Below are 22,032 nucleotides of genomic sequence, written 5' to 3' on the forward strand. Positions count from 1 at the left end.
GGCAGGGTTTTACACGCTATTGTTACTAACTGGTTAAATTTGTAACAAGCAACAACGATACTAAGATCCAAAATAACGTTTTGCTAACAAAAATTAACAAAAAATGCCATCCTGTGAAGGAAATCACATAGCAGGTATAAATTCAATCACCAAGTAGCATTAATTATGATAATAAGTTACTAAAAACAGTAAGTTAGAAATGATAAAGAAAGTAATAAAAAGTAATAAAAAGTAATCTCTATCATTAATAAATCTATTTTCTCATTGCTAATTACGATAGATTCCGTAGTAATCATCTTTGACATCATTGACAACTGGCTGTAAGTCCTGTAACTGGTGAAATTTGATTTAAGTTCATTTTTATGTAAATAAGTAATGTTTGTTTTTAATAGGATCACGCCAATAAAGTACAAATATTAACAATTCATAAGGTGCTAAAATGGAAAAAAAATATCCACGCCCACGAGGTCGCCCCACAATTCCTGAACAAGAAATACGCCAGAAAATTCATGAGGTCACTCTTTCTCTCCTTTTTACCCAAGGCTATAGTACGACCACGATGGATGTGGTTGCCCAAAAAGCCGGTATTGCAAAAAAAACACTCTATCGTTTTGTCAAAAATCGAGAAGACTTGCTTGAGCAAATTGTACTGCGCTGGACAGATAGCTGTACCCCTACTTTTGAGAAAGATGCCAGTAGTTTTAAACAGGCAATGAAATTATTAGAAAAACATTTGAGAGAAATAGCTCAGAAATTACTGTCTACAGATGCCGTGGGGTTATTCAAATTACTGCAATCTAATTTCCCTTTTCGGGAAGTGCTACTAGAAAAATATCAAAAAAGTGTTTTTGAAAGAGACAAAATAATTTTGGCCAATTGGCTGGAGCGCCAATATCAAAAAGGGTTACTGAGAAAATTGAATTATAATATTATCAGTGAATTAGTCCTTTCAATGGTCATTGCAGAACCACTCAGACAAATGGCTCTGGGTATCACGCCACCTCTGCCAGAAACAGATATTACTCCTCACCTTGCAGCAGCAATAACGTTGCTTGAACTGAGTTTGGTAAAGAAATAACGCTTTTTTACTTGTTAATACAATCTTATGGCAATAACACCATTGGCGCTGAAATATCAATGCTCTCAGCGCCCATTTCCCAGCCAACCTGCATTTTCTGATGAAACGGAATCAAGCAGACAAGCGAGCTTCCAGCCACGATAACCATTGGTCAATCCCTTCTCCTGTGGACGCAGACAGTGCAATCACGTCGATATCGGGGTTAATGCAGCGGGCGGCTTGAATACAGGCCTCCAATTCAATATTGAGATAAGGCAGGAGATCGACCTTGTTGATGATCATCAATTCAGCTTCAGCAAACATCATCGGATATTTTAACGGCTTATCTTCTCCTTCAGTGACAGACAACATAACAATTTTATGCTGCTCGCCAAGATCAAAACTGGCTGGGCATACTAAATTCCCGACATTCTCAATAAATAATAAACTGTGTTCGGCCGGCTTCAATTGCCGGGTAGCTTCACGAACCATTTCGGCATCAAGGTAACATCCCTTCCCTGTATTCACCTGGACGGCCTGAATTCCCACAGCTCGAATACGGTCAGCGTCATGGCTCGTCTGCTGATCCCCCTCAATAGCAGCACAGGCAACTTTATCCCGTAATCTATTCAGTGTGGCCATCAGTAGTGTTGTTTTACCTGAGCCTGGGCTAGATATCAGATTCAGCGCCAAAATATGGTGGAGGGTAAAGTACCGGCGGTTGCACTCTGCAATGTGATTATTCTGGCTTAATACATCCAGTTCAATTTGCAGCATCTGCTTTTGGCAACGGTCAGATACAGGCACATCAAATTCTGGCATTTGTTCGTTGCCGTGGTAATGATGATGTACATCACCATTATGGTGATAGTAGTGGTGGTGGACGATAATAGGCTGGCTGCTGTTTTGCGGAATGTCTGCATGAAATTGTCTGGGTTTCTTATCTGCCACCGCGGCATAATCCCCACTCTGAGAATCAGTTCCCTGCTCCGGATAAGAATGAGCAGGTTCGCCCCTTTCTCCATAACCATATATGCTCATCACTCAGCTCCTACTCAACTTTAATGAATATCGGTATCACGATACTGAAACTAAAACGTATCTTTGTTTCTCATTGAGAAAAATCTGCTGATTTTCAGCCAGACACCAAACACTATAAATACATCCAATAGCGCTGATTGATACGGGGGAGATTTTTTATAAATCACCACATTTATAAAAAATCAGATCAATGACAAACAAAAAACGTTTCAGTAATAATAAAAATAAGACTAGCCGCAAATTAACATGCTGTCTATTCACATTCATGATAAATAAAATGATTATTTCATTATGGCATCACATCAATTACGTTAAGAAAAAATCATTAATCAATATCAGAAAAACAAAATAGAAATCACCCAATCAATATTTAACATTAATATTATTTGACATAGTCAAAGTAAAATAAACAAAATAAAACCAATAATCCTTTTAAATTCCAATTCCAATATTAACAACAAGAAATAATAACTAAAATTATTTATATAATTTATTAATGTTATATTTTATATAATAAATATTAAATTAAATAAATTACTTTTCCATTTGGTTTATCAAAATAGAAAAACCAGATTACGCCACTGAAAAATTATCACCTCAGTTCCATTTCATACTCATAGGATTTATTTATTTTTCTATGCGGAAAAATCTAATCAGATAGGATATTAACGAACAGAATCATTGTTCATCTTGAGATCAGAAGAGGAAACCCATGAAATTCCCCTTGCGCCATCTACTATTGCTCACCACTTTGACCTGTAGTTTTTCATCAATGGCTGTTTCAACGAAAAATCTTCCCCTTATGCCGTGGCCACAACAGATTTCCGTGCAACAAGGGCGTTTTGATCTCAGCGGACAACTGAATATCGAAATAACCGGAGATGACATGCAGGATGCCATATCCCTATGGCGAGGCCGGATTGAAGCCCAAACAGGTTGGATCTTGCCACCCAATAACCGTCTTCCTTCTATCAGGGCAGTCCATTCCGTTGCCTATTCGTTCCCCACCATCAAAATCATCATCACCAATAAAATGCCCCCGATTCCCCAACCCGACAGCGATGAACGCTACCAACTGATCATTGATAACCGAGGGGCTACTCTGCAAGCAGAGAGCCGATTTGGTGCCATGCGGGGGATGGAAACCTTACTGCAATTGCTGCAAAACGATGCCAGAGGCACTTACCTGCCGTTGGTCAATATTACCGATAATCCACGTTTTTCATGGCGGGGCGTGATGCTCGATTCAGCTCGCCATTTTTTGCCTGTAGACGCGATAAAACGTCAGTTGGATGGTATGGCAGCAGCCAAAATGAATGTCTTTCATTGGCATTTAACCGATGATCAAGGCTGGCGTTTTGCTTCTGACTATTACCCTAAATTGCAACAGCTCGCCAGCGATGGCATGTTTTACAGCAAAACCCAGATGCGTGATGTCGTCGCTCATGCCGCCCGCTTGGGCATCCGGGTTGTACCTGAAATTGACTTCCCCGGCCACGCTTCTGCCATTGCTGTTGCCTATCCAGAATTAATCAGCGCTGACGGGCCTTATCAGATGCAGCGCCAATGGGGAGTCCACAAACCCACACTTGATCCGAGCAATCCACAAGTTCATCAGTTTGCCGATCGATTAATTGCTGAAGTCGCCGACATCTTCCCTGATCCTTATATTCATATTGGTGGTGATGAAGTGAATGCCTCTCAATGGCAGGCTTCCACCAAGATACAGGCATTCATGCAGGAAAAAGGCCTGAAAGATCCTCATGCCCTACACGCATGGTTCAATCAAGCGTTGGAAAAGATCCTTGAGAAACATGGCCGCAAGATGGTGGGCTGGGATGAAATCTATCATCCGGCACTGCCTCATACCATCGTCATTCAATCATGGCAGGGACAGGATTCGCTGGGGAAAACCGCAGATGATGGCTATCAGGGGATCTTATCCACGGGATTTTATCTCGACCAACCGCAAAGTACGGCATATCACTACCGCAATGAAATTTTACCTCAGGTACTCCGTATTGATGAGCGCGTGAAAAAAGAGGAAACGGCGCAAAGCTGGTCATTCAATATGCCCCGTTTAAAAGGCAACCCGATTACGGGCAGTTTTACTTTGATTGAGGATGGCCAAGGTCAATGGCGCGGTTTTATTGATTTTACGGGGAAATCGCGTCGTGCCGTCAATGACATTGTCTGGCAAGGGAACGTCGTCAGGTTTACGCTGGATAGTTGGATGGGAGAAACTACGCCAGTGATGGATCTCAATCAAAAACAGAAAACCGCAGACGGCTATATTTTGGTGGGCAATGTGCGCTATCCGGTCACAGGAGAAAAGCTGGACAGTGTTCCAACGGGTCAACTTCCTGTCGTGCCAGAAAGTCGCCATCAGACAAATATTCTGGGGGCTGAAGCTACGTTGTGGTCAGAGAACGTGACCGCTGAAGTACTGGACATTAAACTCTGGCCTCGCACCTTTGCCATCGCCGAGCGACTTTGGTCTGCCAAGAATATCACCGATGAAAAGAACATGTACCAACGCTTGCAGGCGATAGATACGTGGACAACCGTTTCTGTCGGTTTGCAGCAGCAGGCAAATAGCCAGCGGCTGATGACCCGTTTGACAAACAGTACGGATATTACACCATTGCAGATTTTGGCTGAGGCGGTGGAGCCGGCTCAGTATTACTCCCGCCATCATGCCAAATTTCAGGCCGGTAATTACCATCAATATGAACCCATTTACCGTTTTGCCGATGCACTGGGACCAGAAAGTCATACCGTCAGGGAAATAGATACGCTGATCGATCGTCTATTGGCGAATAAGCAAGATCAACAAGCAGAGCTTGCATTACGTGATCACTGGGTTCGTTGGCAGAATAATCATGATTCTGTAATGAAAATCGTCAAATCGAATTATATGATGCGTGATCTGGTTCCAGTTGCCAACGATGTCAGCGCCATCGCCGGGCTTGGATTACTCATGTTGGATCACCTGAAAGCGGGAAAAAACTTGACGCTCAAACAGCGGCAGGATGCGCGAAATTTGTTAGCACAAGGCGCACAGATGCGTGATGAAGTAATAATACGGGCAGTATATCCTCTAGAAAAACTGCTTAATTATCTGGATCGCCAAACTGATTGATTAAGCAGGTAAAGAGTAAAGATCAAATCTGTTATGAAAAAGGCTGAGAAACCCTGTTCTCAGCCCTGTTTTTACCGTCTGATGAAGAAATATTTTTTATTTCAACATCTTTTACTTCAACATATTGTATTGCGATGCCAGATTATCAAGAAAATCCAATTGGCTGTTGATCAGGCTGGTTAGATCTTTCTGATTGATTTGGCTGCCCGATAAATTTCGTAGTTGATTGGCGAATGAATTCCACGCTTGTTCCAGTTTGACCGCTTCAGCGAGGAGAATTGTGCGCTCTTCGTCGATTTGTATCGTATCTGTTATGCCAGAAAGACGTTGCTCTGTTTCCTGTAACGTGGTTTTCAGAGTGTCAGATTCTTTGGTCAACTGATCTATTTGTTCACTGAGTTTAACTCGAGCGTCAGCCAGCTCCGCATATTTCAGCCCTTCGGAGACTTTGCCCAGTATTTTTCTGGCTATCTCCACACCTTGTTTAATCGCCTGTTTGATGGCTTCTTTTTTAGGCTGGGTGAAATCCAATTTATCGATGTCATTGCCGCTGGGGATAAAGTCTTTAAACATATCCGCAATATTATTCTGGCGGATAACATCCTGACTTTCGATAATTTTAGCCCGATCCGCATCCAGTTTATTTTGTTCTGCGGCTTTCTGCTCGATAGCGCTCTGCAATTCCGTTTTTTGTGATTGAGCTTGCGCCAGAAGGTCTCCCAGCCGCTCTGAAATCACCATATTGCGAATGTCGTTAATTTTGCCAGTCAGCTGATTCGTTTCATCACGGAAATTGGAAATAACATGATCGATATCTTTCGCCAAATTCTGAATCAATTGCTCGCGTTCTTCCAGCAGAGCACTGCGATCGTCATCATTCAGATCGGAGTCTGCCAAAGCCTCATCAATTTCAGTAATCGTTTGAAAATATTCTTGCGTGGCCAACTGTCTTAGAGTGGGTTCCAATTGCGATAGAGAACTGCGTACAGCTTCATCGAAATCACGGCAATAAAGACTTATCCGCTTGGTTTTTTCCTCGATAATTGCAATACCCGATGTTTGTCGTTGCGCCAGACGCCAGATATTATTTACCGCTTGATTCAGGGCTTTTATATTGATTTCTGGATACACGATTTCTTTTTGTGAGATGATATTTTCAGACATTTTACAATTCCTTGTTATTTTATAAGCAATTCTGAGAGGAGATTAGCTATTGAGCTTTTTATATTCTGCCAAGGCTTCATCGAAAATTTTAACTAATTGCGCAGCAGAACCTTGAACTTCTGTCCAAGGACTAATCACTTGTTTGAATGCTATCACGAAAGAGGTGAGTTTCAGTGCATCTTTAATTTCGGCAAATTTATCCTTGGAGGTATTAATTTGAGTCAGCATGTTGCTCCACATAAAGTCCAGGTGGTTCAGAGCAACTTCCGCATCCAGCATGCGGATATCAATGTCACCAAACTGTAAGGCCAAATTTTGAATAGACGTTTGTAATGCGCTTTTACCTTTAACTTGATCTTGCAAACCGCTGACTTCATCAATCAGTGCATTTTTCCGTTTACGGGCTTTTTCCGCTTTGTCACCAAAAATGCTGCCGGTAATAGCCAGCCCGATAATACCGCCCGGTGCACCGGAAAATGACAAGCTAACGTATTTATCGTAGTCTTTTTTGAGTTGATCAATCTCGTTATTTTTCTCAGTGATTTTCGTATTCAAATCTTTGATCGTGGTAGAAAGATTATTATCTTTCATCAGTTTTTTCTTATTATTGACCTGTGGCTGTAATCCATCAGCTTTCTTGCCGTTTGATAACGTGCCACCAATCAGTGTGCGCTTAAAATCAGATACCGCTGTTTTGACCTGTTGAGTTTTTACCTGTTGACTCTTAATATCTTTCGCCATGCTAGTGAGGATATTTCCCAATTCGACTGATATTTCTTTATCGTCACTGGTATAAGTTATTTCAGCCAATTGCTTCTCTGTTAAATCTCCCAGCTTCGTTTTTACACGTTGAATAATCGGCATCTCGTTAATAATGCTGATTATATCTTCTCCCGTTCCGGTAATTTGTTTTCCCGCGCTTTCCAGGTTGATACTCTGCTGCTGAACATCCTCTTCCACGCCGCTCCAGCTAAGTGCATGGTTATGAATTTCTTTAAACAAATCGGTAATATCTGCGGGTTTCAATCCAGCGATATCAATATCATTGTAACCGATATAACTCTTTACGGTTTCCAAAGTAAAAGGGAGTGACAAACTTTGTTTAACATATGATTTAATACGAATAAGGTCTTCTTTAGTAAAGATTCCACCAGGACGGGCTACACCGTCGATTTGGCTCGTCAATAATTTTAAGGTGATGGCGGGAAGCTCTGCTCCATTTATCGTACTTTCTGCTGAAAACTGACTTAATGACATATCGTTATCCATTAGTGATGATTATTTAAATAAAAATGGTCAATATATTAAGATAAAAACAAAGCACACCAATATCCATAACAATTAAGTTAGTATTGTTTCTTCATGAGTTACCTTAATTGAGGATTAATATACCTTTGTATTTTTCCATCTGGAAATAATTTTATTTCAATATGTTATTAAATGAGTATTTACGTTGCCGTTAATGCGAAAAGGTAGTTCTTTTATCCACAAATATATCTTAATCCGGTAGTTTTGTTTTATTTATTTTTATTAAATAAGCATCTCAATATAAATAAAATTAGATTTATTTATTATTTCCTTAACGGAAACTATTGGATTATTTTATTATTACTCAATTTCTGGTGGTTTTAAATCATATTATAGTAAGGGTTATCACTCACTATTTCCATATAGTTAAAGTGGATATAATATAGGTAAGGAGTAAAATAATACCTCGATATAAGGATATAGAATAATTTTCCAAAAAAGAATTATTCAATTCCATATTTGGTGTTTTCAACAAACCTGTTTTTATATAAAGTCTAATTTAATTTGGTGAATGTTAAGGGATAAATTATTATTTAATGATTCTCTATTTATTATGAAAATATCACCAATAGTTTATTTTAAATATTAATTTAATAACCAATAAATCCTCATAATATAAGAGTCATGATGACTTAATCTAAATTTTAGATAAAAAAAATCAAACTGCCCGATATCACTATTCGGGCAGTTTGATTTCATTTTCAGATAAGGCGCTAATGAAACTTATTGAGCGGCAACGGTTTCCATTCCTACCAAGCCAACTTTGAGATAGCCCGCTTTACGCAGGGAATCCATCACACTCATCAAGGTTTCATAATCCACCGTCTTATCCGCTTGGAAGAAAATCGTGGTTTCTTTATTGAACTGAGTTGTCTGATCCAATACTGAAGAGAGCTTGTCACGCTCAATCAACTGCTCACCGACATATAACTGATGATCCGCTTTCACGGTCAGAAAGACCGGTTTCTCTGGTCGCGGTTGTGGTTTAGCTGACGATGCCGGTAAATCTACCTTAATATCTACCGTTGCCAAGGGTGCTGCCACCATGAAAATAATCAGCAGCACCAACATCACGTCAATAAATGGCGTGACGTTAATCTCATGCAATTCACCGCTATCGTCCAAATCTTCATTAAGACGTATCGCCATAATTGATTACCTTGCTTCTGCTTTTTCTGCTTTGCTGTCAGCCAGATCAAGATCACGACCCAGCAACAAAATTGCCTGTGCCGCCATATCCCCTACTTGACCACGGTATGACGAAATAACACGGGCAAAAACGTTATAGATGACTACCGCTGGGATTGCTGCCACCAGACCCAGTGCGGTCGCCAGCAATGCTTCTGCGATACCTGGAGCAACAACGGCCAAATTAGTGGTCTGTGAGTGGGCGATACCGATGAAGCTGTTCATAATCCCCCACACTGTACCGAACAGGCCGACAAACGGTGAAATGGCACCAATGGTCGCCAGATAGCCGTTACCACGCCCCATATGGCGGCTGATTGCAGCAACCGCACGCTCCATGCGGAATGAAGTACGTTCTTTGGTGCCTGATTTGTCAGTGCTTGCAGCAGACAGAGCGCGTTCAGACTGAGCTTCACTCAACAACAGACGGCTGATACTTTGCTTGCCGAAATCTGAAGCAATTTTCGCTGCCACATCCAGATTGGCTGCATCAGCCAATGCCCATTGTTCCTTGCGTAAACGGCGACGAGCAATTAAAAGTTCAGTACCTTTGGAGAAAAAGAGCGCCCATGTAATGACAGAAGCGATCACCAACCCCAACATAACGGTTTTTACTACCGCATCCGCATTTTGATACATGCCCCAAACGGAAAGATCCGTTGCAAAACCACCGGACAGGCTTTCAGATTCGTCCACAAGTTCAGTAGATTTCGTTTCAGCCGCGGGTTGAACATCAGCTTTCTGGGCATCAGTTTTCGGTTCACCCGCTTGCTGTGCTTCAGTTTTTGGAACATCTACCTGCGGAGCGGTAGAAAGTGCGGGTGCGGATGTTGCCGGAGCGGCTACCTGGACGGCTGCCTGATTTTCTGGCGAAGTCGCTGTTGTGACGGGTACTGTATCAGCCCATGCTGAACCGGTTAATCCGAGTGCCAATAGAATAGAAGCTGTCAAATTACGCATCAGTTAGCCTTACTCTCTTTCTTGTGAATTCTGTTACTTAGCAATGAATTGTATTTACGCATCTTGCTAATCCTAATATGCCCTGAATCAGGCTTCTCATTACGAGGGGAGAAAGTCCGACGCAAATGATATCAGACATTGAGCGATTTGATAGTAATTATCATTACTATTTAACAAAAAAGTGATAATTAAAGGAATAATTTCATCAAAGTGTTCTTCTGTTTCCATTTCAGATCACCTTGAATTTTCGTCAAGTTGTTCGAATCTCTTTGCACAAACTGCCCTAAATCTTTTAAGTTGCTAATCATTATTCGAACAATCAGCGACCGGCAGCTAAGGGAAAATCATATGACCGAAAAGAAACTGGAGACCTTATTGGTCAGTACAGGCAGAAAGAAAAAATATACCCAAGGTGCTGTCAATCCCCTCATCCAACGCACTTCATCCATCATTTTCGACACCGTCGAAGACCTGAAACATGCGTTGAAAAACCGGGCTAAGGGTGAGTTATTCTATGGACGCCGTGGCACGCTGACTCATTTCGCCTTTCAGGAAGCGATGGCGGAGCTAGAAGGCGGCGCAGGCTGTGCTCTCTATCCTTCCGGCGCGGCAGCGATCACCCATGCGATTCTGGCCTTTGTGGCAACAGGCGATCATGTTCTGCTGACAGGGAGTGCTTATGAACCGACGCAAGATTTCTGTAATCACATTCTCAAAAAGATGGGCATTTCCACTGATTATTTTGACCCGATGATCGGAGAAGGGATTACATCACTGATTAAGCCAAACACAACAGTCGTCTTTCTTGAATCCCCCGGCTCCCTCACTATGGAGGTGCAGGATATTCCGGCCATTGTGCGCGCTATCCGCCAGATCAATCCTGAGATTGTCATTATCATCGATAATACGTGGGCGGCCGGCATTCTCTTTAAGGCGCTGGATTTTGGCATCGATATTTCCATCCAATCGGCCACAAAATATATCATTGGCCATTCAGACGGCATGCTGGGAACAGCGGTCGCTAATGCACGCTGCTGGGATCAACTCAGAGAAAGTTCGTATCTACTGGGTCAAATTGCCGATCCCGATACGGTTTATACGGCAACCCGTGGATTGCGTACACTGGCAATTCGCTTAAAACATCATGAAGAGAGCAGCCTACACATCGCCAAATGGCTCGCCCAGCGGCCAGAAGTCGCCGAAGTTTATCACCCCGCTTTGCCTTCTTGTCCGGGGCATCATTATTTCCAGCGTGATTTCACCGGCACCAGCGGGCTATTTTCCTTCCTGCTGAAAGTCGAACTAACCCCTCAGCAATTCGCTGAGTATCTGGATAATTTACATCATTTCAAAATGGCATTTTCATGGGGCGGATTTGAATCCTTGATTCTGGGTATTCAGCCTGACATGCTCACTGCGCTGCGTCGATACAACCCCCTCAAAAAGACGGGAACATTATTCCGCGTGCATATTGGGTTGGAAAACCCACAAGACCTGATTGATGATCTGTCAGCCGGTTTTGCCCGTATTGCACCTCTTTAGCCCCAAAAGACCGTACTCCAGAAATCTTTACAAAAATCATGGCTGTCTTTCTATTGCAGATAGCCACGGTTGATTTCCTCTCTTCATAAACTGAATCAAACCCGATGCTGAATCAAATCAACTCCCCTTCCGCGTTTTTGCGGTACACTGGTTGGCATGTATTTTTAATGACTCGCAGAAATTACAGGATAAATAATGGAAAAGTTAAGCGAGATCATGCATGCACTCTGGCAACATGATTTTACCCAACTCACCAATCCCGAGGTCATCTGGATTATTTATGGTGTCCTCTTTGTCACTCTGGTTCTGGAAAACGGCTTGCTGCCAGCCGCTTTTTTACCCGGCGATACCCTGCTGGTACTTTCTGGCGCCCTGATTGCCAAAGGCGTCATGAGCTTCATCCCTACGGTTATATTGCTGACCATCGCCGCCAGTCTGGGATGCTGGCTGGGTTACTTACAGGGGCGCTGGCTCGGCCATACTCGAATTGTCAAAAACTGGCTTGCCCAGCTTCCTGTGCAATATCGCGAGCGTGCCCACGTATTGTTTGCTAAACATGGCTTGGCCGCTTTGCTTGTCGGACGCTTTTTAGCCTTTGTCCGCACTCTCCTGCCAACATTTGCCGGTATTTCTGGTCTAAATAGTAAACGTTTTCAATTTTTTAATTGGTTAAGTGGCTTCTTATGGGTCATGATTATCGTGAGTTTTGGCTATATCTTGAATCAGATCCCCTTCGTTAAAGCACATCAGGATCTGGTCATGAATATTTTGATGATCCTGCCTGTCATTCTGTTGTTCAGCGGGCTTTTCGCTTCTCTGTTGATGTACTGGCGTCACAAAAAGACATCATCAAAAAAAAGTAAGTAAACATACTTGTCGCTTACCTCTATTTAAAATACTGTCGGTATAGCCAAAAACTTACCTATTTCACTAACCATATTTCGGTTGTCATTCATCATAAAACTGATGATAAACAATACATTGCATCACGTTTTATTTATCCCGAAGTCGTTATACTCGATCCAGAAGTGACGTAACCTAAAGGAGATAAAAAATGGATCAGCAGACAATTATTAAGCTCGTTGATGGCAATCTTATGCCACAATTGGGGCTAGGCGTTTGGCAAGCGAGTAATGATCAGGTTGTTAAAGCTGTTCGCACTGCCCTGGAGGTTGGCTATCGTTCCATTGATACTGCGGCGATTTATCACAACGAAAGCGGAGTCGGAAAAGCATTAAAGGAAATCGATATCCCGCGTGAAGAAATTTTCGTCACCACTAAGCTCTGGAATGATCGCCACCAAGATGCCAAAGCAGCATTAGAAGAAAGTTTGGATAAGCTGCAACTTGATTACATCGATCTCTATTTACTTCACTGGCCTGTTCCTCATCAGGATCAATATGTTGAAGCCTGGAAGCAACTTATTGAACTGAAAGAATCTGGGCTGGCTCGTAGTATTGGTGTATGTAATTTTCACATTGAACACTTACAGAAATTGATGTCAGAAACGAGCGTCGTTCCCGCAATCAACCAAATCGAATTGCACCCTCTGATGCAGCAAAGACAACTGCATTCATGGAATGCAACTCACCATATTACGACTGAATCCTGGAGCCCATTGTCACAAGGTGGAAAAGGCGTCTTTGACAACCCATTGGTTCAACATCTGGCCATTAAATATCAAAAAACCCCTGCGCAAATCGTGATTCGCTGGCACCTTGACTGCGGCATGATTGCTATTCCCAAATCTGTCACGCCTTCCCGTATCAAAGAGAACTTTGATGTATTTGATTTCAGATTGGAAAAAGAAGATTTAACGGCTATGGCTGAATTGGATATTGGCAAACGCATGGGGCCAAACCCCGATACTTATACTGGCGATCACGTCAAATAATATAAATACGGATAAGATTCACTTGAATAAATATTCCATTGTTTAATCCATATAAGGCCTGAACTCGCAAAAATAGAGTTCAGGCCATGCAAATGCTCATCCGCATCTCACGAACAAACCGCCATTCAAACACCAAAAATCATTAGAAAAATCGATATTATAAATAATAACTATGTTGATTATTTATTTATATTGTCTGGTCTAGGCTTATTTCATTGCTTCAAACAACATTAATATAAGTGACATGCATAAAAAATGCGGCCACCATGATAGTAACCTATATTAATATTCACAAGGTTAAACTTAAATAATATTTAAGGTAAATGATAATGACTTACATCATAATTTCTTTATTAATGCTGATCCCTTTTTTCTTTTTGGTGAAACGGTTCCTATTATCAAATCATGTTCATCATAATGTATCTGGCATTATTCTGACGGTAGTTGCGATTGCTATTCATATGTATATCTTTCGCTTCGATAGAGTCCCGATTGTCAGCGTTTCCATTCCCAATATCGTCGCTTACGGCTCTATCGTGATTGCACTGTTACATGGCATGATCTATTCCGTCTGCTTTAGACTGTATTTTGACAAGGGATATTATGATGAGCATTCAAGGAGTGATTAATAAATCGGCTTCCCTACTCGTTGGATAATCAACTTTGGGGAAGCCGTCTTTTCAGCAGGATACTGTCAAAGCTGACGGTATTTTATCCTGTAATTTTTGCGTGCATTTCCTGTACAGAAATCACCTGCTCAGTGGGATCTGCGCTGAGTGCCATGGTAGTCGCAAAACCGCCATTCAGGGTGGTGTCATAGTGCACTTTATATTGCAGTGCGCTACGACGCAGCAGTTTTGAATCTTCAATGGCCTGACGGCCTGCGGTGGTATTAACGATATAGTTATATTCACCGTTTTTGATTCTATCCTGAATATGCGGACGTCCTTCATGAACTTTGTTCACCAGACGTGGATTGATCCCCGCTTCACCCAACACAATCGCTGTACCGTGGGTCGCATCCAGTTCAAAGCCCTGTTTGAGCAGTTTGGCGGCCAAATCAACAACGCGCGCTTTATCTTCTTCACGTACAGACAACAGGGCACGGCCGTTCTTGCCCATCGTGGAGCTGCTGCCCAGCATCGCTTTGGAGAAGGCTTCAGCGAAAGTACGGCCAACACCCATAACTTCACCTGTAGAACGCATTTCCGGCCCCAGAATGGGGTCAACACCAAGGAATTTATTGAACGGCAGAACCACTTCTTTCACAGAGTAGTACGGAGGAATGATTTCCTTAGTGACGCCCTGTTTCAGCAGAGATTGACCCGCCATCACCCGTGCAGCCACTTTTGCCAACGGCAGACCGGTCGCTTTGGAAACAAAGGGAACGGTACGTGCCGCACGCGGGTTCACTTCAATCAGGTACACTTCGTTATTTTTCACTGCAAACTGTACATTCATCAAGCCACGGACACGTAATTCAAAGGCCAGTTTTTCAACTTGCTGGCGCATCACGTCCTGAATTTCCTGGCTCAACGTGTAAGCTGGCAGTGAACACGCTGAGTCGCCGGAGTGGACTCCTGCCTGTTCGATATGCTCCATGATGCCGCCAATCAAGACACGCTCACCATCACAGATAGCATCAACATCGACTTCAACCGCATCATCAAGGAAGCGATCCAGCAATACGGGGGCGTCATTGGATACGCTGACTGCATTCTGGAAGTAACGGCGCAGGTCAGTTTCGTCATAGACGATTTCCATCGCACGTCCACCCAGCACGTAGGATGGGCGAACCACCAGCGGATAGCCAAGCCCATTACCTTTCTCAACCGCCTGTTCGATGGTGGAAACGGTAGCATTCGCAGGTTGTTTCAAACCGAGACGATTAACAGCCTGCTGGAAACGTTCACGGTCTTCTGCACGGTCAATAGCATCCGGGCTGGTGCCGATAATCGGTACACCGGCTGCTTCCAGCTCACGCGCCAGTTTCAACGGCGTCTGGCCGCCATACTGGACGATTACACCTGTTGGTTTTTCAACACGGACGATTTCCAGCACGTCTTCCAGTGTCACGGGTTCAAAATAGAGGCGGTCGGAAGTGTCGTAATCCGTTGAAACGGTTTCGGGATTACAGTTCACCATGATGGTTTCGTAACCGTCTTCACGCAGTGCCAGTGACGCATGTACACAACAGTAATCGAATTCAATGCCTTGCCCGATACGGTTCGGGCCGCCACCCAGTACCATGATTTTCGGCTTGTCATGGTTCGGGTTAGATTCACATTCGTCTTCATACGTGGAGTACATGTAAGCAGTATCGGTCGAAAATTCTGCCGCACAAGTATCAACACGTTTATAAACCGGATACAGGTTGTAATCGTGACGTAATTTGCGGATCTCTTTGCCAGATACACCGACCAGTTTCGCCAAATGTGCATCCGCAAAGCCTTTGCGCTTGAGATGACGCAGGAAATCAAACGTCAGGCCATTAATGCCCTGTTCTTCCACCTGCTCTTCCAAGCGCACCAGTTCTTCAATCTGTACCAAGAACCAGCGATCAATGTTAGTCAGGTTGAAAACGCCATCAACAGACATACCCGCGCGGAAAGCATCGGCGACATACCAGATGCGTTCAGCGCCGGCGCTTTTCAATTCGCTGCGGATCTTGGTCAGTGACTGCGGATCATCCAGATTGACTTTAGGATCGAACCCTGTCACGCCAACTTCCAAACCACGCAGGGCTTTTTGCAGAGATTCCTGGAAAGTACGGCCAATCGCCATCACTTCACCGACAGACTTCATCTGGGTTGTCAGGCGGTCATTGCTGCCAACAAATTTTTCGAAGTTGAAACGAGGGATCTTGGTAACGACATAATCGATAGAAGGCTCGAAAGATGCCGGTGTACGGCCGCCCGTGATGTCATTCATTAGTTCATCAAGGGTATAACCCACCGCCAGTTTTGCCGCGATTTTTGCGATCGGGAAGCCCGTCGCCTTGGAAGCCAGCGCAGATGAACGGGATACGCGTGGGTTCATCTCAATCACAATCAAACGGCCATTTTTCGGGTTCACGGAAAATTGAACGTTCGAGCCGCCAGTTTCTACACCAATTTCACGCAATACCGCCATCGAAGCGTTACGCATGATCTGATACTCTTTGTCAGTCAGTGTTTGTGCTGGCGCTACGGTGATGGAGTCACCCGTATGGATACCCATTGGGTCGAAGTTTTCAATCGCACAGATGATGATGCAGTTGTCATTTTTATCCCGCACCACTTCCATTTCATACTCTTTCCAGCCAATCAGTGATTCATCGATCAATAATTCGTTGGTTGGGGAGAGATCCAGACCGCGCTCACAAATTTCTTCAAATTCTTCACGGTTATAAGCAATACCGCCACCGCTTCCGCCCATGGTGAAAGAAGGACGGATGATACAAGGGAAGCCAACGTCTTCTGCCACTGCCAGCGCTTCTTCCATCGTGTGGGCAATACCAGAACGCGCAGTATCCAGACCGATTTTTTTCATCGCTTTGTCAAAACGCTGACGATCTTCTGCTTTATCAATCGCGTCAGCGGTTGCACCAATCATGGTCACGCCAAATTCTGTCAGTACGCCCTGACGTTCCAGTTCCAGTGCACAGTTCAGGGCAGTTTGCCCGCCCATAGTAGGCAGAATTGCGTCTGGACGCTCTTTTTCAATGATTTTGCGAACCACTTCCCAATGGATTGGTTCGATATAGGTCGCATCTGCCATTTCCGGATCAGTCATGATGGTAGCAGGGTTGGAGTTCACCAGAATGACGCGATAGCCTTCTTCCCGCAACGCTTTACAAGCCTGAGCGCCGGAGTAATCAAATTCACAAGCCTGACCGATAACAATCGGACCCGCACCTAAGATCAGGATACTTTTAATATCAGTACGTTTTGCCATTTTTCTTCTGCTCCTGATTACTTGGTGTTCTGAACGTTGTTCTGACGATACTGTTCAATCAATTCAATGAAGTGGTCGAACAGTGAAGCGGCTTCATGTGGGCCAGGGCTTGCTTCAGGATGCCCCTGAAAACTGAATGCAGGTTTGTCAGTGCGATGGATACCTTGCAGTGTGCCATCAAATAGTGACTTATGAGTCACTCGAAGATTCGCTGGTAAAGTGCTTTCATCAACGGCGAAACCGTGATTTTGTGCGGTGATCATGACGACATTGTTCTCCAAGTCCTTAACAGGATGGTTGCCGCCGTGATGGCCAAATTTCATTTTTACCGTTTTTGCACCACTGGCCAGCGCCAGTAACTGGTGCCCCAAGCAGATACCAAATACTGGGATCTCGGTATTCAGGAAAGCCTGGATTGCTTCAATGGCATAATCACAAGGCTCTGGATCGCCGGGGCCATTAGACAGGAAAATGCCATCCGGTGCCATTTTCAGCACTTCATCCGCAGGTGTCTGGGCAGGAACAACGGTTACGTGACAGCTACGATCCACCAACATACGCAGGATGTTACGTTTGACACCGAAATCATAAGCCACAATGTGGTACGGTAATTCTTGCTCTTTACGAGCTTCCGGTAGCCCATCTGCCAATGTCCAGCTTCCCTGTAACCACGGATAAGATTGTGCGGTGGTCACTTCTTTCGCCAGATCCATGCCTTTCAAACCAGGGAAAGCTTTCGCTTTTTCCAGAGCAACTTGAGCATCTGCCTCATTACCCGCAATGATACAGCCGTTCTGAGCACCTTTTTCCCGTAATAGGCGGGTCAGCTTGCGTGTATCAATATCAGCAATGGCAACAATGTTGTGGCGTTTCAGGTAATCAGACAGATTTTCTTCACTGCGGAAGTTGCTGGTCACTAAAGGTAAATCGCGAATGACCAAGCCTTGGGCTTGAATGGCGGGGGATTCTTCATCAGCGGCATTGATGCCGGTATTACCAATATGGGGATAAGTAAGAGTAACAATTTGGCGGGAATAGGAAGGGTCGGTAAGTATTTCTTGATATCCGGTTATTGAGGTATTGAAGACCACTTCTCCAACAGCCACACCCTCTGCACCAATGGCGCGACCATGAAATTGGGTTCCATCTTCGAGAACCAATATAGCTAACTTAATCAAAACGCCCTCCAGAATGAATAACAAGTCGCATCCGATGCATATTAATTCAGAAATAATCCATTGAATCAATGCCAATTGATGATTTTTGTCAAAATTTTGGCAAATTGCGCGCATTCTAATGATGAGAGAGGGGCTTGTCTACAAAAAACACCTTTTTTATTGGCTTTTTTACAAATCTCAGCCCTACATTGAGTGAACACACCTAAAAAGAACAAAAAAGTAGGTTAAAACAGTCGATTAATGTGAAATAAAATTTTAAAACAGAAAAACAGTGTGGTTTTTCCATTCCAATGGCAAAAAAGTAACAAAAAGTCAGATTATTACCATGAAAACGAATAAAAATTCAGATTATTATAATAAAAACCAAATGAATCGAAAAATTACGCAATTACACTAAAATAATTACGTAATTACAATTAGTTATAACACTAAATAATTATAAATTTTCAAGATTAAGGACGTCTTTCATATCATAAAGGTCATTGTTTTTAGCATTCAACCATATTGCAGCTTTAATAGCTCCATTAGCAAAGGTCATACGGTTTGAAGCTTTGTGACTTATTTCTACACGCTCACCAATATCTGCAAAAATCGCGGTATGTTCTCCAACGATATCACCCGCCCTCACCGTCGCAAATCCGATACTTTTCGGGTCACGCTCACCAGTATGACCTTCGCGGGCATAGACCCCACAGGTTTTAAGATCACGCCCTAAAGCATGGGCGATAGATTCGCCCATTGCCAGCGCTGTTCCTGACGGAGCATCCACTTTATGACGATGATGAGCTTCAATGATTTCGATATCTGTATACTCCCCCATCACTGTGGCGGCTTTTTCCAGTAGTTTCAGCACCAGATTAACACCGACACTGAAATTAGCGGCAAAGACGATAGGAATATCACGAGAAGCGTCTTCAATCGCCTGTTTGCCTGCGTCATCAAACCCTGTCGTGCCGATGACCATTGCCTTGCGATACTGGCGGCAGATTGCGAGGTAAGCGAGTGTACCTTCTGGTCGGGTAAAATCGATCAGGACATCAAAATGCTCAATAACACCATGCAGATCATCACTGATGGTAATACCATTCTTGCCGATACCTGCCAGTTCTCCCGCATCTGTTCCCACCAATGAAGAACCTGAACGCTCCAGCGCCGCACCAAGCGTAGCGCCATCTAACTGCTGGACTGCCTGAATGAGATGACGCCCCATACGGCCACTTGCGCCTACAACAGCAACGCGAATATCTGTATCAGCCATAAGGCCCCCGTTATAAATCGTTTTTAATTGAGGTGATAAAGCAAATTGTTTAACAGCTTAACTGGCGAGGACTGGCAGCGCCAGCATTAGAGGCTAACCATTAGAAAAACAGAGATCAGGAAGAGTGTTATAAAAAATGCTAAACAGCAGAGATATTATGATAAGCCACAGGCTATATACCGGGATTTAGACTCTCAGGTGATACCTCTTTAGCCGCTTTTCACTATATTCCCGGTCACTATCCCAATAAAATAAAAGAATTACCAATATAAGCCAGTTGGTCATAATGAAATGGTGTATCTCCGGAGGGAGTTATCGTGTATCTTTTTTCATTTCATCATAATACACCAATTCTCCATATTTCAGTGTAGTTAATAATTCACAAGAAATAATAAAAAATGAAATAATTTTCAATTATTTCAATAACAATTGAAAATTAATAAGAAAAAATTAATATAGAAAATAATTCAAATATTTAGTAGAATGCTTTAAAATAGTTGCATACAATCTAATATATAGAAGAAATAATTTATGAAAACTCTGTTCTTAGAGGGGAATGCTATTTACCAAAGAAAAATAACATAGTCATTATGTTATTTTTTGATCATATAGTTTACATAGGAGCTTGAATAACACTCTAATTGAACGCTTTTTGCTCTAATTAAGCTCTATAAAATTCAATGATTTTTTAAAAATGCTAAAAGACTTCTCTCTTAATTTAACAAAGAGGGATTACATTTATCATATAAAAATTTAATTAAGAATTAATTTAATATAAGTCATTTAGGTTATAAAAATATATGAGTAATAGATACAAAACAGTTGTTGTTTTAGGTGCTGGTCCAATTGGACTATTTTCTGCTTTTAAAATATTAGAAAATAATTTTTCAGAAAATGTATTAATTTTAGATAAACGGTTGAATTCTGCTCATACCCTTAAGGGATGGGCAGAAAGATCAATGGTTGTACAATTCCATAGAAAGCTTTTTTCTCTATCTTACCTTCCAGAAATAATGCAAAAGTGCCCTCATGGAGTGCTTAAAGAAGATTATGAAAATAATCGGAAGAAATATAGTGATTTAGATCACATGAGCATAAAAAACATACAATCAACAATACTCGAAAATATAGAAAAAAACTATAAAAATCGTTTTTTTATGATGAGTTTAAAAGATATATCCACTGATAATGATATTATTTCAATTTCTATTTCTTCAGATGACTATGAGAGTAACCAAATTTTAAGTAATTTAAGTCCGGAATTAATTGTAGATGCAACTGGCTATCATTCCATTTTAATGAATAAAACAATAGGCGTTCATTTTGAAAGCGAGTATGAATATGGTTCGGCTCTAAAAATAACTTGGCCAGAACATGAAATGACTCATATTGAAAATAAAGAAACTGAGTTTCATGATTGTCATGAAAACACACTCTTTTTTAGCGAAGGAAATTCATCAGTAGCTGAGTTTTCATATCCCTCTGATAAATTCAGTAGGTTTTTTGAAGAATGTGGGTATTCTATAAATCACATGAGCACTAAATTACCCTTTCTAAAATTTGACACAACACCTTTTTCAATAAAATTACCACCATTCTTAGAAAAAATAACATCTCTTAAGAAGAACGATTTTCTATATAAAAGAGCAGTTGATTTATTCAATACGATTAGAAAAAATAAACTTGCTGGTATTAATGGATTAGAATTCATTAATTATTTGCAAGGTTTCAATTGGTCAGAGGCAGACAATCTTGCTTTAGTCATTCGTAGAATAATAGATAAAAGAGTGACTGTAGAAAACACATATACTGACCTTGAAGAAAACTTTTTAGATTTAACGAAAATTAGAGTTACTTTTGTACCTTCTAGAGCCGAGAGATGGCTATCAACAAATAAAGTAACAACAAAAATTAATCTTATATTTTCGAATGATAATGGTATGTTACATAATCAAGTTTGTTCAGTAACAGCTTGCGCTGTCGGAGATAGTCTAGCTAACACAGACTTTAGACATGGTCTTGGCATCAATCGAGGATTTCACACAGCAACTAGATTATTTCAAGATAAAACAGATCCAGAATTAGTAAGGCTTGAATTGATAAAAAACAGCTACTCTATGCCAGATGTTATAAATGATAATTCAATATTTAGTAGAGCTATTTCGTGCAGAGATTGGCTTACCCTATAGTAAAAATCCGCCTTCATAGAAAGCGGCATTGATTTCGCCCCAGAGGGCGTACTCAAATCCCTAAAATCAAGTCTCTGCCACTTCTGCTACTTTAAAATCTAAAGGCCAATAAGGCAGAGCCAAAACCTGTTGCTGACCACTTCCACAGGAAGTGGTTTTCAGCTAAAAATAAATA

General features: G+C 42.1%; 15 protein-coding genes. 7 read left to right on the plus strand and 8 right to left on the minus strand.

Annotated features, from left to right (window positions below; genetic code table 11):
* The first annotated feature begins 439 nt into the window (after window positions 1–439).
* Window positions 440–1,078 (plus strand): TetR/AcrR family transcriptional regulator, encoded by a 639-nt coding sequence (locus tag NXS07_RS03215; RefSeq protein WP_038205030.1) that lies wholly within the window; start codon window positions 440–442, stop codon window positions 1,076–1,078.
* 111 nt (window positions 1,079–1,189) lie between these two features.
* Here NXS07_RS03215 and hypB read toward each other — a convergent pair whose 3' ends face one another.
* Complete coding sequence (gene hypB, locus NXS07_RS03220; RefSeq protein ID WP_038197914.1) at window positions 1,190–2,098, minus strand: hydrogenase nickel incorporation protein HypB; 909 nt, start codon at window positions 2,096–2,098, stop codon at window positions 1,190–1,192.
* Between the two features lie 712 nt (window positions 2,099–2,810).
* On the opposite strand from hypB, the gene NXS07_RS03225 reads away from it, so the two are divergent.
* The gene (locus NXS07_RS03225; RefSeq protein ID WP_258086156.1) at window positions 2,811–5,240 is read left to right on the plus strand and encodes a beta-N-acetylhexosaminidase; all 2,430 of its coding nucleotides are present in this window, start codon (window positions 2,811–2,813) and stop codon (window positions 5,238–5,240) included.
* A 111-nt stretch (window positions 5,241–5,351) separates the two neighbouring features.
* On the opposite strand, the gene NXS07_RS03230 is transcribed toward NXS07_RS03225, so the two are convergent.
* From NXS07_RS03230 to exbB, 4 genes are all read right to left on the minus strand, one after another.
* Entirely contained in the window at window positions 5,352–6,404 is a 1,053-nt protein-coding gene (locus NXS07_RS03230; RefSeq protein ID WP_038205036.1) for an alpha-xenorhabdolysin family binary toxin subunit B, read from the minus strand.
* 42 nt (window positions 6,405–6,446) lie between these two features.
* A complete protein-coding gene (locus NXS07_RS03235; RefSeq protein ID WP_308686591.1) occupies window positions 6,447–7,661 on the minus strand; it encodes an alpha-xenorhabdolysin family binary toxin subunit A in 1,215 nt (404 codons plus the stop codon).
* Between the two features lie 774 nt (window positions 7,662–8,435).
* Window positions 8,436–8,861, minus strand: a complete 426-nt coding sequence (gene exbD, locus NXS07_RS03240; RefSeq protein ID WP_258086158.1) for a TonB system transport protein ExbD — start codon at window positions 8,859–8,861, stop codon at window positions 8,436–8,438.
* A 6-nt stretch (window positions 8,862–8,867) separates the two neighbouring features.
* The gene (gene exbB, locus NXS07_RS03245; protein WP_258086159.1) at window positions 8,868–9,860 is read right to left on the minus strand and encodes a tonB-system energizer ExbB; all 993 of its coding nucleotides are present in this window, start codon (window positions 9,858–9,860) and stop codon (window positions 8,868–8,870) included.
* Window positions 9,861–10,208: 348 nt separating this feature from the next.
* Between exbB and metC the strand changes: the two genes are divergently transcribed.
* The 4 genes from metC to NXS07_RS03265 all read left to right on the plus strand — a co-directional run bounded on the left by metC (window position 10,209) and on the right by NXS07_RS03265 (window position 13,925).
* The gene (gene metC, locus NXS07_RS03250; protein WP_258086160.1) at window positions 10,209–11,402 is read left to right on the plus strand and encodes a cystathionine beta-lyase; all 1,194 of its coding nucleotides are present in this window, start codon (window positions 10,209–10,211) and stop codon (window positions 11,400–11,402) included.
* Between the two features lie 195 nt (window positions 11,403–11,597).
* A complete protein-coding gene (locus NXS07_RS03255) occupies window positions 11,598–12,269 on the plus strand; it encodes a DedA family protein (RefSeq protein WP_258086161.1) in 672 nt (223 codons plus the stop codon).
* A gap of 187 nt (window positions 12,270–12,456) precedes the next feature.
* Complete coding sequence (gene dkgA / locus NXS07_RS03260; RefSeq protein ID WP_038225056.1) at window positions 12,457–13,296, plus strand: 2,5-didehydrogluconate reductase DkgA; 840 nt, start codon at window positions 12,457–12,459, stop codon at window positions 13,294–13,296.
* Between the two features lie 329 nt (window positions 13,297–13,625).
* A complete protein-coding gene (locus NXS07_RS03265) occupies window positions 13,626–13,925 on the plus strand; it encodes a hypothetical protein (protein ID WP_258086162.1) in 300 nt (99 codons plus the stop codon).
* Between the two features lie 82 nt (window positions 13,926–14,007).
* On the opposite strand, the gene carB is transcribed toward NXS07_RS03265, so the two are convergent.
* From carB to dapB, 3 genes are all read right to left on the minus strand, one after another.
* Window positions 14,008–17,232, minus strand: coding sequence for a carbamoyl-phosphate synthase large subunit (gene carB, locus NXS07_RS03270; protein WP_258086163.1), 3,225 nt, complete (start codon window positions 17,230–17,232; stop codon window positions 14,008–14,010).
* Between the two features lie 17 nt (window positions 17,233–17,249).
* Window positions 17,250–18,410: a glutamine-hydrolyzing carbamoyl-phosphate synthase small subunit gene (gene carA, locus NXS07_RS03275; RefSeq protein ID WP_038198002.1), complete on the minus strand. Its 1,161-nt coding sequence runs from the start codon at window positions 18,408–18,410 to the stop codon at window positions 17,250–17,252.
* A 436-nt stretch (window positions 18,411–18,846) separates the two neighbouring features.
* Window positions 18,847–19,668 carry a 4-hydroxy-tetrahydrodipicolinate reductase gene (gene dapB, locus NXS07_RS03280; protein WP_258086164.1) on the minus strand — a complete coding sequence of 274 codons (822 nt, stop codon included), beginning with the start codon at window positions 19,666–19,668 and terminating at the stop codon, window positions 18,847–18,849.
* A gap of 800 nt (window positions 19,669–20,468) precedes the next feature.
* Here dapB and NXS07_RS03285 point away from each other — a divergent pair.
* The gene (locus NXS07_RS03285) at window positions 20,469–21,857 is read left to right on the plus strand and encodes a hypothetical protein (RefSeq protein WP_258086165.1); all 1,389 of its coding nucleotides are present in this window, start codon (window positions 20,469–20,471) and stop codon (window positions 21,855–21,857) included.
* The last annotated feature ends 175 nt before the right edge of the window (window positions 21,858–22,032 follow it).

Origin of the sequence: Xenorhabdus bovienii, from assembly GCF_024721015.1 — a bacterium.
Taxonomy (GTDB): Bacteria; Pseudomonadota; Gammaproteobacteria; order Enterobacterales; family Enterobacteriaceae; genus Xenorhabdus; species Xenorhabdus bovienii.

Excerpts from the sequence above, each read along its gene's own strand:
- exbD (WP_258086158.1), bottom strand. The coding sequence starts at position 8,861 with ATGGCGATACGTCTTAATGAAGATTTGGACGATAGCGGTGAATTGCAT.
- dapB (WP_258086164.1), bottom strand. The coding sequence starts at position 19,668 with ATGGCTGATACAGATATTCGCGTTGCTGTTGTAGGCGCAAGTGGCCGT.
- NXS07_RS03235 (WP_308686591.1), bottom strand. The coding sequence starts at position 7,661 with ATGTCATTAAGTCAGTTTTCAGCAGAAAGTACGATAAATGGAGCAGAG.
- NXS07_RS03255 (WP_258086161.1), top strand. The coding sequence starts at position 11,598 with ATGGAAAAGTTAAGCGAGATCATGCATGCACTCTGGCAACATGATTTT.
- exbB (WP_258086159.1), bottom strand. The coding sequence starts at position 9,860 with ATGCGTAATTTGACAGCTTCTATTCTATTGGCACTCGGATTAACCGGT.
- NXS07_RS03215 (WP_038205030.1), top strand. The coding sequence starts at position 440 with ATGGAAAAAAAATATCCACGCCCACGAGGTCGCCCCACAATTCCTGAA.
- carB (WP_258086163.1), bottom strand. The coding sequence starts at position 17,232 with ATGGCAAAACGTACTGATATTAAAAGTATCCTGATCTTAGGTGCGGGT.
- NXS07_RS03230 (WP_038205036.1), bottom strand. The coding sequence starts at position 6,404 with ATGTCTGAAAATATCATCTCACAAAAAGAAATCGTGTATCCAGAAATC.
- NXS07_RS03225 (WP_258086156.1), top strand. The coding sequence starts at position 2,811 with ATGAAATTCCCCTTGCGCCATCTACTATTGCTCACCACTTTGACCTGT.
- dkgA (WP_038225056.1), top strand. The coding sequence starts at position 12,457 with ATGGATCAGCAGACAATTATTAAGCTCGTTGATGGCAATCTTATGCCA.
- NXS07_RS03285 (WP_258086165.1), top strand. The coding sequence starts at position 20,469 with ATGAGTAATAGATACAAAACAGTTGTTGTTTTAGGTGCTGGTCCAATT.
- metC (WP_258086160.1), top strand. The coding sequence starts at position 10,209 with ATGACCGAAAAGAAACTGGAGACCTTATTGGTCAGTACAGGCAGAAAG.
- hypB (WP_038197914.1), bottom strand. The coding sequence starts at position 2,098 with ATGAGCATATATGGTTATGGAGAAAGGGGCGAACCTGCTCATTCTTAT.
- NXS07_RS03265 (WP_258086162.1), top strand. The coding sequence starts at position 13,626 with ATGACTTACATCATAATTTCTTTATTAATGCTGATCCCTTTTTTCTTT.